This is a genomic window from Actinomycetota bacterium, assembly GCA_005888325.1.
GTDB lineage: Bacteria > Actinomycetota > Acidimicrobiia > Acidimicrobiales > AC-14 > AC-14.
Map to the genome: position 1 here is coordinate 92,181 of VAWU01000028.1, position 14,163 is coordinate 106,343.

Annotated in this window: 15 protein-coding genes and 1 pseudogene; 9 read left to right on the forward strand and 7 right to left on the reverse strand. The window is 70.9% G+C overall.

What is annotated here, in order from left to right; all coding sequences use genetic code 11:
• Positions 1 to 6 precede the first annotated feature (6 nt).
• Positions 7 to 819: an Fpg/Nei family DNA glycosylase gene (locus E6G06_11365; protein TML91060.1), complete on the forward strand. Its 813-nt coding sequence runs from the start codon at positions 7 to 9 to the stop codon at positions 817 to 819.
• Here the strand turns inward: E6G06_11365 and E6G06_11370 are convergent.
• Positions 806 to 1,660, reverse strand: coding sequence for a hypothetical protein (locus E6G06_11370; protein ID TML91061.1), 855 nt, complete (start codon positions 1,658 to 1,660; stop codon positions 806 to 808). The two genes, E6G06_11365 and E6G06_11370, sit on opposite strands and share 14 nt — an antisense overlap.
• Positions 1,661 to 1,700: 40 nt before the next feature.
• Entirely contained in the window at positions 1,701 to 1,916 is a 216-nt protein-coding gene (locus tag E6G06_11375; protein ID TML91062.1) for a hypothetical protein, read from the reverse strand.
• Between the two features lie 66 nt (positions 1,917 to 1,982).
• Between E6G06_11375 and E6G06_11380 the strand changes: the two genes are divergently transcribed.
• The 5 genes from E6G06_11380 to E6G06_11400 all read left to right on the forward strand — a co-directional run bounded on the left by E6G06_11380 (position 1,983) and on the right by E6G06_11400 (position 7,129).
• The gene (locus E6G06_11380) at positions 1,983 to 3,626 is read left to right on the forward strand and encodes a citrate synthase (GenBank protein TML91063.1); all 1,644 of its coding nucleotides are present in this window, start codon (positions 1,983 to 1,985) and stop codon (positions 3,624 to 3,626) included.
• Positions 3,623 to 4,090, forward strand: a complete 468-nt coding sequence (locus tag E6G06_11385; protein TML91064.1) for a GNAT family N-acetyltransferase — start codon at positions 3,623 to 3,625, stop codon at positions 4,088 to 4,090. The genes E6G06_11380 and E6G06_11385 overlap by 4 nt, the downstream gene beginning before the upstream one ends.
• Before the next feature lie 10 nt (positions 4,091 to 4,100).
• Complete coding sequence (locus tag E6G06_11390) at positions 4,101 to 5,369, forward strand: citrate synthase (protein ID TML91065.1); 1,269 nt, start codon at positions 4,101 to 4,103, stop codon at positions 5,367 to 5,369.
• 162 nt (positions 5,370 to 5,531) lie between these two features.
• Positions 5,532 to 6,377: a sigma-70 family RNA polymerase sigma factor gene (locus tag E6G06_11395; GenBank protein ID TML91103.1), complete on the forward strand. Its 846-nt coding sequence runs from the start codon at positions 5,532 to 5,534 to the stop codon at positions 6,375 to 6,377.
• Positions 6,377 to 7,129, forward strand: a complete 753-nt coding sequence (locus tag E6G06_11400) for a deoxyribonuclease IV (protein TML91066.1) — start codon at positions 6,377 to 6,379, stop codon at positions 7,127 to 7,129. Before E6G06_11395 ends, E6G06_11400 begins: the two co-directional genes overlap by 1 nt.
• A 6-nt stretch (positions 7,130 to 7,135) precedes the next feature.
• Here E6G06_11400 and tesB read toward each other — a convergent pair whose 3' ends face one another.
• Positions 7,136 to 8,026 (reverse strand): acyl-CoA thioesterase II, encoded by an 891-nt coding sequence (gene tesB / locus E6G06_11405; protein TML91067.1) that lies wholly within the window; start codon positions 8,024 to 8,026, stop codon positions 7,136 to 7,138.
• A gap of 23 nt (positions 8,027 to 8,049) precedes the next feature.
• Between tesB and E6G06_11410 the strand changes: the two genes are divergently transcribed.
• From E6G06_11410 to E6G06_11420, 3 genes are all read left to right on the forward strand, one after another.
• A complete protein-coding gene (locus E6G06_11410; GenBank protein TML91068.1) occupies positions 8,050 to 9,231 on the forward strand; it encodes a glycosyl hydrolase family protein in 1,182 nt (393 codons plus the stop codon).
• 92 nt (positions 9,232 to 9,323) lie between these two features.
• Positions 9,324 to 9,803, forward strand: a complete 480-nt coding sequence (locus E6G06_11415; protein ID TML91069.1) for a hypothetical protein — start codon at positions 9,324 to 9,326, stop codon at positions 9,801 to 9,803.
• Between the two features lie 20 nt (positions 9,804 to 9,823).
• The gene (locus tag E6G06_11420; protein ID TML91070.1) at positions 9,824 to 10,459 is read left to right on the forward strand and encodes a class I SAM-dependent methyltransferase; all 636 of its coding nucleotides are present in this window, start codon (positions 9,824 to 9,826) and stop codon (positions 10,457 to 10,459) included.
• 63 nt (positions 10,460 to 10,522) lie between these two features.
• Here E6G06_11420 and E6G06_11425 read toward each other — a convergent pair.
• The 4 genes and pseudogenes from E6G06_11425 to E6G06_11440 form a co-directional block, all read right to left on the reverse strand.
• Positions 10,523 to 11,539 (reverse strand): annotated as a pseudogene (locus E6G06_11425) (prenyltransferase).
• A complete protein-coding gene (locus E6G06_11430; protein TML91071.1) occupies positions 11,526 to 12,287 on the reverse strand; it encodes a methyltransferase domain-containing protein in 762 nt (253 codons plus the stop codon). Before E6G06_11430 ends, E6G06_11425 begins: the two are co-directional and overlap by 14 nt.
• Entirely contained in the window at positions 12,281 to 13,582 is a 1,302-nt protein-coding gene (locus E6G06_11435) for a glycosyltransferase family 4 protein (GenBank protein TML91072.1), read from the reverse strand. The genes E6G06_11430 and E6G06_11435 overlap by 7 nt, the downstream gene beginning before the upstream one ends.
• Before the next feature lie 114 nt (positions 13,583 to 13,696).
• Positions 13,697 to 14,146 (reverse strand): Hsp20/alpha crystallin family protein, encoded by a 450-nt coding sequence (locus E6G06_11440; protein TML91104.1) that lies wholly within the window; start codon positions 14,144 to 14,146, stop codon positions 13,697 to 13,699.
• Positions 14,147 to 14,163 lie beyond the last annotated feature (17 nt).

Consider the following 14,163-nt stretch of genomic DNA (forward strand, 5'->3'; position numbering starts at 1 on the left):
CGCGGTATGCCTGAGGGCGACACGATCTTTCGGGCCGCGCGGAGCCTCGACCACTGGCTCCGCGGGCGCGAGGTCACGGGCGGGCGCACGCAGGTGGCGGGGCTGCCGGTCGCGCGGCTGGTGGGACAGCGGATCGAGGCGGTGGAGGCGAGGGCCAAGCATCTGCTCGTGCGGTTCGACTCGGGCTCGGTCCTGCACACGCACATGCAGATGACCGGCTCGTGGCACGTGTACCGCGCCGGCGAGCGCTGGCGGAAGCCGGAGTGGCAGGCGCGCATCGTGCTCGAGGCGGGTGACCGCGTGGCGGTGTGCTTCAGCGCGCCGGTCGTCGAGCTGCTCGCCGCGCACGGCGAGCGCGTGCACCCGTCGTTGTCGCGCCTCGGCCCCGACGTCCTCGTCGAGCCGTTCGACCGGGCCGAGGTCCGCCGGCGCGCCGCACGTCGCGCCTCCGACCTCGCGGTCGGCGAGCTGCTGCTCGACCAGCAGGTCGTGTCGGGCATCGGCAACATCTACCGCTGCGAAGCGCTGTTCCTGCGTCGCATCAACCCGTTCACGACGCGTTCGGACCTGACGGACGACGCGCTCGACGCGCTCGTCAGCACCGCGGTGACGCTGATGCGCGCCAACCTCCAGCCCGGGCAAGGCTTCGCGCGTGAGTTCGGGAAGGGCCCGGAACGCACCTGGGTGTACCGGCGCACGGGCCGGCCGTGTCACCGGTGTCGTCAGCCCATCCGTTCGGCCCAGCTGGGCGAGGGGGCGCGGCGCGTCTACTGGTGCGAGTCCTGCCAGCCGCCGACGGCGTCGGTCACCTTCGCGTGAGGCTGCTGGGGTCGGCAGGGTAGCCGCCCGAGTCGACGATCGCTTTCGACCACGGCGTCAGCAACGCGAAGAGCTCGTCGGCGTCGTCGCCGATGGCGGTGACGATGGCCCTCTCCTGCCGGTCGGTGGCCTCCTCGATGGACGCGCGCAGCTCCTGGCCTGCGGGGGTGAAGCCGTCGCCCTCGACCAGCCCGCGTTCGCGGAGACGATCGATCGCACGGTCGGTCTGCTCACTCGTCCAGCCGCGTGTGCGCACGTAGCTGTTCAACGGAAGGCGCCACCAGAGCTCGGTGAGCAGGGTGATCTCGGTGGCATCGACGCCGTGCGAAACCCACGCGCACGTGTGTGAGTCGCCGCGGTGCTCCCGTACGAGGTCGGCAGCCCGCCAGAGGTCGCCGGTCGCCGATCCGGGGAAGCCGAGCGACCTGAGCCCCGCGAACAGCGGATGCCCCTCACACGTGGCCGCGTCGGCCGCCCGGCGCAGGATCTCGGTGGCACGCGCCGCGCCGTCGGGCGGGCCTCCGAGGATGCGCTCCAGGCTCGCGGTCGCCCCGCGCTCGCGGGCCACGAGCAACGACTCGACATCGGTCTTCGCCCTGCCCTCGTCGATGGCGGGAACGACGACGTCGGGGTTGAACACGCCGAAGGCGCTCACCACGGCCTCGCCGGGCACGCGGCCCATGCACGCCGACCGGCTGCAGAAGCAGCCCGGGATGTAGCCGAGGCCGAGCTCGCCGTACGCCTCCTGGGCCTCCTTGGCGAAGTACACGTTCGCCGCGATCGGCTCCACCACGTCGCGGAGGCGACGGCTGGTGGCGCGCACGTCCTCTTCGGTGACCACGGGCTCCCCTTTCCGACGGTGCAGGGGAGCTTACGGGCAGTCAGGCGGCGCGTGACGGGGCGGTGCTGCCCGACTGCGTGCTGGCTGACTGCGTGCTGCCCGACTGGGTGTCGCCCGACTGCGTGCTGACCGACTGCGCGACGTTCACGCGAGCGCACAGGGCGTCGACCGCGGCGTCGGCCTGCGCCCGCTCCTCGATCGCGTGCCAGGCGTTGGCTGCCGCCCCGCCGTTCCCGATCGCCACCATCCAGGACATGAAGCGGATGAGGGGAGTAATGGGCGTGAGGCTACGGACGCCGGGTGTCGGCCCGGCTTCGCGTCGATGGCGATCGCGTGCCGCGTTCGTGAAGTGCGTATGACCTGCGGCGTGCCTCGCTCGGGGCGTCATGGGAGAACGCGTTCTCGCGGTCATATACTCCCGAGCATGAATGGTGCGAAGGTCCGCCTCGTCTCCGACGTCATGACGAGTGATCCGTTGACGGCGGCGCCCTCGGAGACCATCGCCGAGGCCACCGCCCGCATGCGAGACCGCAAGGTCGGGTCGGTGGTCGTCGTCGACGGCCGTCGCGCCATCGGCATCCTCACCGAGCGCGACCTGGTGAAGATCGCCGCGGCCGGCGCCGACCCGAGCGCCACCAAGGTCTCGGAGTGGATGACCGAGGATCCCGACGTCGTCGCGCCCGATGTCGAGGTCACCGACGCTTGGACGAGCCTGGCGGAGCACGGCTACCGCCACATCCCGGTCGTCGACGGCGAGACGTTGGTCGGCATCGTGTCGATGCGCGACCTGATGCGCATCAGCCAGATCCGGCCGGTCGAGGGCGCGCTGCAGGACGTGCCCAAGGGACTGGCGGGTGTCGTCGTGGCCGAGACCTCGGTGGGCGACGTGCGCGGCCAGGAAGGCTTCTACCACTACCGCCAGTACAACGCCGTGGAGCTCTGCGAGAAGCGCACGCTCGAGGACGTGTGGCACCTGCTCTTCGACGGACGGCTGCCGACGGCGAAGGAGCGCGACCGGTTCATCGCCGAGATCAAGCCCCTCCGCGCCGTACCCGAATCGGTGAAGGGACTGCTGCCCGCCATCGCGCGCGCAGGGGATCACTTCATCCCCCTCGACGCGCTGCGCTCGGCCGTGTCGCTGGTGGCGTACGCCGACGACTTCCGGGCCAGCCTCGACATCGACCACGCCACGCTGCGAGCAAACGCGATGCAGACGTGCGCCGTCATCCCGACCCTGATCATGGCGTTGTACCGGCTCAACCGGGGCGAGGAGCCGATCGACCCGCACCCCGATCTCTCCTACACCGCGAACTACCTCTACATGCTCACCGGTGAGGAGCCGCCGCCCGACTTCGCACGCGCGGTCGAGCAGTACCAGATCTCGACGATCGACCACGGCTTCAACGCGTCGACGTTCACGGCGCGCGTCATCACGTCGACGGGTGCCGACCTCGGGTCCGCGGTGGTGGGTGCCATCGGCGCGCTCTCGGGGCCGCTGCACGGCGGCGCGCCCAGCCGCGCCCTCGACATGCTCGATGCCATCGGCACGCCGGAGAACGCCGAGCCGTGGATCCGCGACGCGGTCGAGCACGGCGGTCGCATCATGGGTTTCGGCCATCGCGTCTACAAGACCGACGACCCACGGTCGCTCATGCTCCGGGGCGTGGCCGAGCGCATCGGGGGCGACAAGGTCGAGTTCGCCAAGAAGATCGAGCGCACGGTGGTCGACGTGCTGGCCGAGCTCAAGCCCGGCCGCCATCTGTACGCGAACGTCGAGTTCTACGCCGGCGTGGTGATGGACCGCTGCGGCCTGCCGCGCGACCTCTTCACGCCGACCTTCGCGTCGAGCCGCGTGATCGGCTGGTGCGCCAACATCCTCGAGCAGGCCGCCGACAACCGGATCATCCGACCCAGCGCCCGCTACGTGGGCCCGCCGCCGCCCGAGCCGGTACCCGAGCTCTCTTGACCGCGGTCTCGGTCGAGGAAGCCACCGAGGTCACGCCCGCGCTCCTCGAGGCCCTCGCCCGCCTCGTCCCCCAGCTGTCGCAGTCGGCGGCCCCGATCGGCGAGACCGAGTTGGCCGAGATGGTCGCCTCCCCCACGACCCGCCTCTTGGTCGCGCGCCTGCCCGGTGAGACCGGTGAAGGTCACCCGCCGACGGCGATCGTGGGCACGCTCACGCTCGTTCTGTTCCGCATCCCGACCGGGGTCAGGGGTTGGATCGAGGACGTGATCGTCGACGAGGCGGCCCGGGGCAGGGGGGTGGGCGAGGCGCTCACGGCCGAGGCCGTTCGCCTGGCCGGCGACGCGGGCGCCCGCTCCCTCGATCTCACGTCCCGGCCGTCGCGCCAGGCCGCCCACCGGCTCTACTCGAAGTTGGGCTTCGAGGTGCGGGACACGAGCGTCTACCGGCACCAGAAGCAGCAGTAACGTCGCGCGCGTGCCTGACTCAGTGACGATCACCGACAACCGGACGGGCCAAGCGATCGAGATCCCTATCGAGAACGGTGGGATCGACGCCGCCCAATGGCGCAAGCTGCTGCCCGGCGTGTGGCTCTACGACCCGGCGCTCATGACAACGGCGGCGTGCGCGAGCCACATCACCTATCTCGACGGTGACGCCGGCATCCTTCGTTACCGCGGCTACCCGATCGAGCAGCTGGCCGAACGGTCGAGCTACCTCGAGGTGTCCTACCTGCTCATCCACGGCGAGCTCCCCACCCAGAAGGAGCACGAGCAGTGGGTGCACGACATCACGAACCACACGTACATCCACGAGAACGTACGCAAGCGGTTCCTCGAGGGCTTCCACTACGACGCGCACCCGATGGGCATGCTCGTCTCCGCGGTGGCCGCGCTGTCGACCTTCTACCTCGACGCCAAGGCCATCCACGACCCCGAGAGCCGCTACAAGCAGGTGCTGCGGTTGATCGCCAAGATGCCGACGCTGGCTGCGGCCGCCCATCGCTTCAGCGTCGGCATGCCCTTCGTCTATCCCGACAACTCGCTTCCCTTCGCGGCGAACTTCCTGTCGATGATGTGGAAGGTGGCCGAGCCCCGCTTCGACGCCAACCCGCAGCTGGCGCACGCGCTCGACGTGCTCTTCATCCTGCACGCCGACCACGAGCAGAACTGCTCGACGACGGCGATGCGCACCGTCGCGTCCGCTCACGCCGACCCGTACTCCTGCTGCGCGGCGGCGTGTGCGGCGCTCTACGGGCCGCGCCACGGTGGGGCCAACGAGGCGGTGATCCGCATGCTCACCGAGATCGGGTCGCTCGACAACGTCGACGACTTCGTCGCGAGCGTGAAGCAGGGCAACGGTCGCCTGCAGGGATTCGGACACCGCGTCTACAAGAGCTACGACCCACGCGCCCGCATCGTGAAGCAGACCGCGGACGAGGTGTTCGAGATCACCGGCAAGAACCCGCTCCTCGACATCGCGCTCAAGCTCGAAGAGGTGGCGCTGTCCGACGAGTACTTCACCTCGCGCAAGCTCTATCCCAACGTCGACTTCTACTCGGGCCTGATCTACCAGGCGATGGGCTTCCCGATCGAGATGTTCCCGGTGCTGTTCGCGATCCCGCGCACGTCGGGCTGGCTGGCGCACTGGCTCGAGCTGCTCGAGCAGGACCAGCGCATCGCCCGCCCCCGCCAGCTCTACATCGGCCCCGACGAGCGCCCCTACGTGCCGCTCGACAAGCGGTAGCGGGGGTGACGCGGCACCAGCTGGCTGTCGCCCGCGTGCGACCACGGACAGTATCCTGACGCCGACCACCCGCACCTCGGCCTCGGCGCCGACGACCACGACGAGAGCACCCTGACCTACGAGCGCGACGGCGCGGACACCCTGGCCTCCTACGCCGCCGAGATGACCCGCGCCGGGTTGCTCTCGGCCGAGGAGGAGCGGGCGCTCGCACTCGCCATCCGGGCCGGGCGGCGGGCGGCGTCGGCCGTGGTGCTCCCGGGCGACGGCGAGGGTCAGCTGCGGGTGCGAGAGGCCATTCGGGCCGGGCTCGACGCCCGGCACCGGCTCATCTCGGCCAACCTCGGATGGGTCATCACCCTCTCCCGGCGGGCCTACGCGGGCTCCGTGTCGATCGACGAGCTCCTCCAGGCCGGGGTGATCGGCCTGCTGCTGGCCGTCGAGCACTTCGACCCCGCCCGGGGCCGCTTCACGACCTACGCCACGTTCCTGGTGCGTCAGGAGATCCATCGGGCCATCGAGGACGCGGGACCGGGTCTGCGCCTGCGCCTGAAGGTGCGGCGCGAGGCGGCGCAGGTGCACGCGGCCCGCCAGGAGCTGCGCCCGCTGCTGGGCCGCTCGCCGTCGCAGACCGAGGTCGCCAAGGCCACGGGGCTCTCCGAGGCGGCCGTTCGCCGGGTCATGCCCGTTGGCATCGCCCCGGTCTCGCTCGACGCAGACGACCGCTCCGTCGACGTGATGCTGCAGGACCCCGGGGCCCGGGTGGAGGAGGAGGTCATGGCCAAGGCGCGTGCATCCGCGGCGCGCGTGCTGCTCGGCGCCCTCACGCCTCACCAGCAGCGGGTCGTCCGGCTCCGCTTCGGCCTCGACGACGGCGAGGAGCGCAACCGGGCCGAGGTCGGACGCCTGCTCAGCGTCTCCCGCGAGCGGGTGCGCCAGATCGAGCTCGAGGCGTTCGAGCGCCTGAGGCGGGCCGCCCGGGTCCAGGGCCTGGGCGAGCTCGTCGGCTGATGCAGATCGGCGCCCACGTCAAGACCGGTGACCCTCTCGCGGCGGCCGCGGAGACGGGCGCCGACCTCGTGCAGATCTTCGTGTCCGACCCCCAGAGCTGGAAGACGCCGAAGCCACGGGCCGACGCGGACGAGCTCAAGGCGTCGGGTGTCCCGATCTACGTGCACTCGCCCTACCTGGTGAACCTGGCGTCGCCGAACAACAAGATCCGCATCCCCAGCCGCAAGATCCTCCAGGAGTGCTGCGACGCGGCGGCCGACCTGCAGGCGCGAGCGGTGATCGTGCACGGCGGGCACGTCACCGCCGACGACTCCGTCGAGGCGGGCGTCGACCGATGGGTCAAGGCGCTCGATCAGCTCACGACGACGGTGCCGATCTTCCTCGAGAACACGGCCGGGGGCGATCACGCAATGGCCCGCCACTTCGACACGATCGCGAGGTTGTGGGACGCGATCGGCGACCGGGTGGGGTTCTGCCTCGACACCTGCCACGCGCACGCCGCGGGTGAGGATCTCGCCGGTGCGGTCGAGCGCATCCTCGCCATCACCGGCCGCATCGACCTCGTGCACTGCAACGACTCCAAGGACCCCCTGGGGTCGGGCCGCGACCGCCACGAGCACCTCGGGTCGGGCACGATCCCGCCCGACATGCTGGCCGAGGTGGTGCGCAACGCGGGCGCGCCCGTCGTCTGCGAGACGCCGCCCGACGGCCAGAAGGACGACATCGCGTGGGTGCGTGAACAGGTCGACTGACGCCGCTCAGCCCGCGTCGGCGCCCGCGGGCGCGTCGACGTCGAGCGGTCGCACCAGGCCCTCCTGGGCCACCGAGACCACGAGCGCGCCGTCGCGCGTGTAGATCGATCCGCGCGCGAACCCGCGCGCGCCCGAAGCCGACGGGCTCTCCATGTCGTACAGCAGCCACTCGTCGGCCCGGAACGGCCGGTGGAACCACATGGCATGGTCGAGGCTCGCCATCATCAGCCGGTGATGGTCCTCGAACGCGCTCAGCGCGTGGGGCAGGGTCGTCGTGTCGAGCAGCGTCAGGTCGGACGCGTACGCCACCACGCACGCGTGGAGCAGCGGTTCGTCGGGCAGCCGTCCGTCGGCGCGCATCCACACCTGCTGCGCAGGCGGGAGCGGCTCGCGCCCGCGGCGCTCCATCGGGCTCCCCGACACGTGGCGGATGTCGATCGGGCGGTCGCGGTCGTACCAGTCGCCGAGCGTCTCCTTGAACGGCTCCATGCGCTCCTTGAACGTCGCCAGCGACTCGGGGTCGGGCACGTCGGGCATCGGCAGCTGATGGTCCGGCCCCTGCTCGTCGACGTGGAACGACGCCGACAGGTTGAAGATCGCGCGTCCGTGCTGGATCGCTACCACGCGGCGCGTGGTGAAGGAGCGGCCGTCGCGTATGCGGTCGACGTCGTAGAGGATCGGGATGTTGGGGTCGCCCGGGCGCAGGAAGTACGCGTGCAGCGAGTGCACGGTTCCCTGCGCGACCGTCCGTCCCGCGGCGACGAGGGCCTGGCCCGCCACCTGTCCGCCGAAGACGCGCTGACGGTCCTCTTTCGGGCTGACGCCCCGGAAGATGTTGACCTCGATGGGCTCGAGGTCGAGGAGCGCGCAGAGCTCGTCGACGGCGTCCTGAGTCATGCAAAGGTCTAGCCTCCCGGCTCATGCCGACGACAACCTCGTTCCCCGACGGCTTCCTCTGGGGCACGGCCACGGCCGCGCACCAGGTGGAAGGAGGGAACTGGAACAACGACTGGTGGGCATGGGAGCACGCGCCCGGCACGCCCTGCCCCGACCCCAGTGGCGACGCGTGCGACCACTGGCACCGCTACGACGACGACATCGCGCTGCTCGCGAACCTCGGGTTCAACGCGTACCGCTTCTCGTTGGAGTGGAGCCGCATCGAACCCGAAGAGGGCGAGTTCTCGCTCGTGGCGCTCGACCATTACAAGCGGATGTGCGAGTCGTGCCTCGAACGCGGGGTCGAGCCCGTCGTCACCTTCCATCACTTCACGTCGCCCCGCTGGGTGGCGGCGGCAGGGGGGTGGGCCGTTGCCGACACCGCGGACCGCTTCGCCCGCTTCGTGGAGCGCACCGCATCGCACCTGCACGGCTCGATGGCACGGGCGTGCACCATCAACGAGCCCAACTGGGTGGCCACCAACGGCTACATCCTCGCCATGTGGCCACCGGGTGAGCAGGACTACGACAAGGGCAAGCGTGCCTCCGACACGCTCGTCGACGCGCACCGAAAAGCGGTCGCGGCCATACGCGCCGCGGCGCCCGATGTCCCCGTCGGCCTCACGATGTCGATGACCGACTTCCAGGCGGTGGAAGGAGGCGAGGCGCGACTGCAGGAGATCCGCCGGCCGATGGAGGACGTGTACCTCGAGGGCACGGAGGGCGACGACTACATCGGCGTGCAGACCTACACGCGGCTTCTCATCGACGCCAACGGCCTGGCCCCCTACCCGCCGGACGCGCGCACCACGCTGATGGGCTACGAGTTCTACCCGGAGGCACTCGAGGCCTGCATCCGCCGCGCCGTCGACGTGACCGGCCTGCCCGTCATCGTCACCGAGAACGGCATCGGCACCGACGACGACGACGAGCGCATCGAGTACGTCGAGCGGGCCCTGAGGGGCGTGCTCGACACGATCGCCGACGGCCTCGACGTCCGCGGTTACGTCTACTGGAGCCTGCTCGACAACTTCGAGTGGGCCTACGGCTACAAGCCCACGTTCGGCCTCGTCGCGGTGGACCGCAGCACCCAGGTGCGTACCGAGAAGCCCAGCGCCCGCTGGCTGGGAGGCATCGCCCGAGCCAACGCCCTGCCCGCAGACTGACCACGGAGTGTTCCGCTACGGCTGAGGCCGGTAGCATCCGAGACGTGGATGTGCGCCCCGATACCAGAACGCGGTCCGAGCGGGTACGAGACATGGCCCGCTCGCCCGACGGCAAACGGATGATCAAGTACACATTCGTTTCGGTGATCTCGGTGATCGTCTCCCAGGTCGTGCTGGGCGTGCTCCTGTTCGGCTTTCACTGGTCGGGCCGCAACGGGCAGATCGCAGCCTGCTCGGTGGCCACCGTTCCCTCGTACTACCTGAACCGCTCCTGGGTGTGGCGCAAGCCGGGGCGGTCGCACCTGATGAAGGAGGTCGTCCCCTTCTGGACGCTCGCGTTCATCGGGTTGGCGTTCTCCACGTGGTGTGCCGACTACGCCGACAGTCATGCCGACGACTGGGTCTCCGGGAAAACCGCTCACAACCTCGTCGTCATGGTCTTCGCGCTGGGTGCGTTCGGGGTGCTGTGGTTCGGGAAGTTCGTCATCTTCAACAAGATCCTCTTCGTGCACCACCCGGAGGAGCTCGAGGACATTCCCGCGCTCGACGGCCGCACCGGCCTGCCGACATAGCCACGGCGTCGTCACGCCCCATGGACGCCGGCCTGCTCGAGCACGCGCGCCGGGCGACCGGGTTCATGTCCGAGAACGAGGGCCTGGCGTTGCACCGGGCGGGCCTCGACGCGGCGGGCGCGGGCCCGCTGCTCGAGATCGGTTCCTACTGCGGCAAGTCGGCCGTCTACCTCGGCGCCGCAGCGCGCGAGCGCGGCACCGTCCTGTTCAGCATCGACCACCATCGCGGCTCGGAGGAGAACCAGCCCGGATGGGAGCACCACGACGCGCGGCTCGTCGACGCCGCCACCGGTCGCATCGACACGCTCCCGTGCTTCCGCCGCACGATCGAAGCGGCCGGCCTCGAGGACACGGTGATCGCCGTCGTCGGCGAGTCGCCGACGGTCGCCCGCCATTGGGGCACGCCCCTCGGGCTCGTCTTCATCGACGGCGGGCACGGTGAGGACCCCGCCCATCGCGACTACGAGTCCTGGTCCCCGCACGTCGCGCCCGACGGGTTGCTCGCCATCCACGACGTGTTCCCCGATCCGGCCGACGGAGGACGTCCGCCGTACGAGATCTACGTGCGCGCGCTCGCGTCCGGCGCGTTCGTCGAGGTGAGTGACGCGGGCGAGGGCTCGCTACGCGTGCTGCGGCGGGTCGGCGACGGTCTCTGACACATCGACGACCGTCACGTCGACGGCAGAGACGTCGTCGGCCGTCTTGGTCTCGAAGGGCACGGGCAGGCCCTCGCCGCGGAACAGCCCCGAGGTCGGACGCTCACCCCAGAGAGCGTCGTCGGCCAGCACGATGGTGGCGGCCGTGTAGGTGGTGCGCTCACCGCCCGGGAAGTGCTTGAGCTCCGGATACACGACCCCGGTCCAGTACGACCCGTCGTGATGACGCAGCGCCTGCGACCAGCCGAAGAGCTGACGCGCCCGCTGCACCTCGCCGACCGCGTCGTGGGCCATCACGCACTCACAGGTCTCCGCGGCCGTCACCCACGGTCGGTCGGAGACACATCGCACGCCGCGACCCTCCATGATGAACGTGTCCCAGCGCTCGGCCAGGCGGGCCCGTCCGGCACGACCGGTGAGGGCGCCCGCGAGCACGGGGTAGTACCAGTCCATCGCCCACCGGTGCTTGGGCGCGAACGCGTCGGGCTGGTGCACGATGACGCGTGCGAGGGACGCGGCGGACAGCTCCCAGTCGGGCCGTTCGTGCCCGAGGTGCTCGGCGGCGGCGATCGCGCAGCGCAGGCTGTGGTACACGCTCGACGAGGCCGTGAGCAGGGCGAACGACCAGGGCGTGCCGTCCGGGTGGCGTGCCCATCGGATCTCGCCGCGCGGCGTCTGCAGGTCGAGCACGAAGTCGATGGCCCGCTCGACCACCGGCCACATGGTCTCGAGGAAGCCCGAGTCGCGCGTCGTGAGGAAGTGGTGCCACGTGCCGGTGGCGACGTACGCGCAGCAGTTGGCGTCGAGCTTGGGCTCCTCGACGCCGTCCTGCACGTAGTACTGGTGCCAGGCGCCGTCGTCGCGTTGCTTGGCGACCAGCCAGTCGTACGCGCGCTCCGCCTCGGCCCGACGCCCGCCGACGGTCAGCGCCATGGCCGCTTCGACGTGGTTCCACGGGTCGGCGTGACCGCCCGGGAACCACGGGATCATGCCGTCGTCGAGCTGCCACGCCGCGATCGAGTCGACCGTGGCGGTCAGCTCGGCGGTGCGCAGCCGCAACGACGTCTCAGGCCGCAGCATCGCGGACCTCGGTGACGGGGGCGGCCGACTGCGCCGGCTTGGACGCGTAGACGACCAGGCTCTTGCCGATGACGGGGTTGAGCGTGCGCTCCAGCAGGCGCACCGGCGGCGCAGCCGTGGTCATGTCCCACACGAGGAAGCGGTGGTAGAGACGGGCGAGCGGGTGCGCGTCGTTGGTGACCCCGACCGCGCACTTCAGCCACCAGTACGGCGTGTGGAGCGAGTGCGCGTGGCCGAAGCCGGTCACCGTGAGCCCGGCGGCGCGCAGCTTGGCCGTCAGCTCACCCTGCCGGTAGATGCGCACGTGACCGCCCGCGACGCGGGGAGCGTGGTAGTCCTCGGCCAGCGCCCAGCACACCCGTTCGGGGAGCCAGCGGGGCACGGTGACGGCGATGGTGCCTCCTGGTCGCAGGACCCGGGCCAGCTCCGCGAGCGCGTCGGTGTCGGTGACGATGTGCTCGAGCACCTCTGCGGCGATGACGCGGTCGAAGGAACCGTCGGGGAAGGGGACCGCGAGCGCGTCGCCCCGCACCGCGGCGCCGAACGCCCGGCGCGGCGCCTGGCCCGCGTCGTGCATGGCCCAGAGGATGGACGCCGCCCCCAGGAGCTCGTCGTGGTCGCGGTCGAGGGCGACGACGTGGGCGCCCCGGCGGAACGCCTCGAAGGCGTGGCGCCCGCCGCCGCACCCGAGGTCGAGGAGGTGGTCGCCGCTCTGCACACCGAGGCGGTCGTAGTCGACGGTCAGCATGCGCGTCCCTGCGCGGCTCGCGCGCTAAACGCTCGCGCCCGCAACTCCGACCGGTACTGCTCGACCGTGCCCTCGGCCGTCGCGGCCCAGGTGTAGCGCTCGAACACGCGCGCCCGCCCGGCCGCGCCGATCCGCGTGCGGAGGGCGGGGTCGTCGAGCAGCCGGGAGATGGCCGCCGCGAGGGCACCGGAGTCGCCGGGAGGCACGAGGAGCGCGGTGTCGTCGTGGCCACCCACCACCTCGGGCAGGGCGCCGCCGGTGGTGGACACGAGGGGCACGCCGCAGGCCATGGCCTCGATGGCCGGCAGCGAGAAGCCCTCGTAGAGAGACGGCACGACGGCCGCTTCGGCCTCGGCGTACAGCTCGACGATGCGGTCGTGGTCGACACCCCCCACGAACTCAACCGCCCCCTCGAGGCCCAGACGCTCGATGGTGGCGGGGATGATGCTGCCCTCGCGGGGCCGGCCCACGACCACCAGCTCGACCGGCCGCTCGGTGCGTACCTTCGCTACCGCCTCGAGCAGCGGGACCAGGCCCTTCATGGGCACGTCGGCGCTCGCAGTGGTCATGATCCGGCCCGGGACGCGCGCGATGCGGGGCAGGGGCCGGAAGTGGGTCTGGTCGACACCCACGGGCACGACCGTCATCCGGTCGAGCCGCACGCCGAGCTGCTCGGCGATGTCGCGCCTGGACGACTCGGAGACCGTGATGATCCGGGGGAGCTTGCGCACCACCCGGATCTGCATGCGGAGGAACCCGAACCAGCGACGCAGCGTGAGCCTGCGGATGGGCGAGGTCGCATGGGACAGCTCGAGGTCGCGGTCGACGGTGATCGGGTGGTGCACGGTGGCCACCACCGGGAAGCCGTCGTCGAGCAGGCCCAGGATGCCGTTGGCGAGGCATTGGTTGTCGTGCACGATGTCGAAGTCACCGCGGCGGTCGCGGAGGACCCGCCGCACCCGCATGCCGAAGGTGAGGGGCTCGGGGAAGCCGGCGGTGCACATGAGCGCGAACTCGATCACGTCGGCGAGCGAGTGGAACTCGCGCGGGTGAGGCACCCGGAAGGGGTCGCCCGGCCGGTAGAGGTCGAGGCTCGGCACCTTCACCAGCGGCACCTCGGGCACGAGCTCGGGGTAGGGCGGGCCGCTGAACACGTCGACGTGGTGGCCGAGCGCCACCAGCTCCTTGCTCAGGTGGTGGACGTAGACGCCCTGGCCCCCCGAGTGGGGATTGCCCCGGTAGACGAGCAGCGCGATCCGCAGCGGACGCGTCTCGAGAGGGTCGGGGGCAGGCATGGAAGGCAAGAGCCTGACCTCAAGTTGACCGGCGGGTCAAGTGAGTGGGGGGGTGTGCCCGCCCGGGCGCCGGGTGGAGGCGGCCCCGGGCGGGCGGGGGCTACAGGCGAGGAGCTAGGAGGCCTCGGCCTCGATGGCGGCCGCCTTGCTGTCGCCCGCAGTGACCGTGACCTTGCGGGGCTTGGCCGCCTCGGCCACCGGGATGGTGAGGGTCAGGACGCCGTGCTCGTAGCGGGCCTCGACGTGGTCGGGGTCGAGGGTCTCTCCGAGGAAGAGCTGGCGGGTGAACGATCCCTGCAGGCGCTCGGCCGCGACCGGCTCGTCGTCCTCCTGGCGTTCCCAGCGCCGCTCGGCGCTCACGGTCAGCACGTTCTTCTCGATGGTGAGCTCGATCTTGTCGGGGTCGACGCCCGGGAGGTCGAAGTGGACGACGAAGCGATCGCCTCGGCGGTACGCGTCCATCGGCATGGACCGCAGCCCGCCGTGGCCGTCGCCGGCGGTGTTCCACAGCTGCTGGGTCAGGCGGTCGAGGTCACGGAAGGGGTCGAAACGCATCAGCATGATTTGGCGCTCCTTGTTCA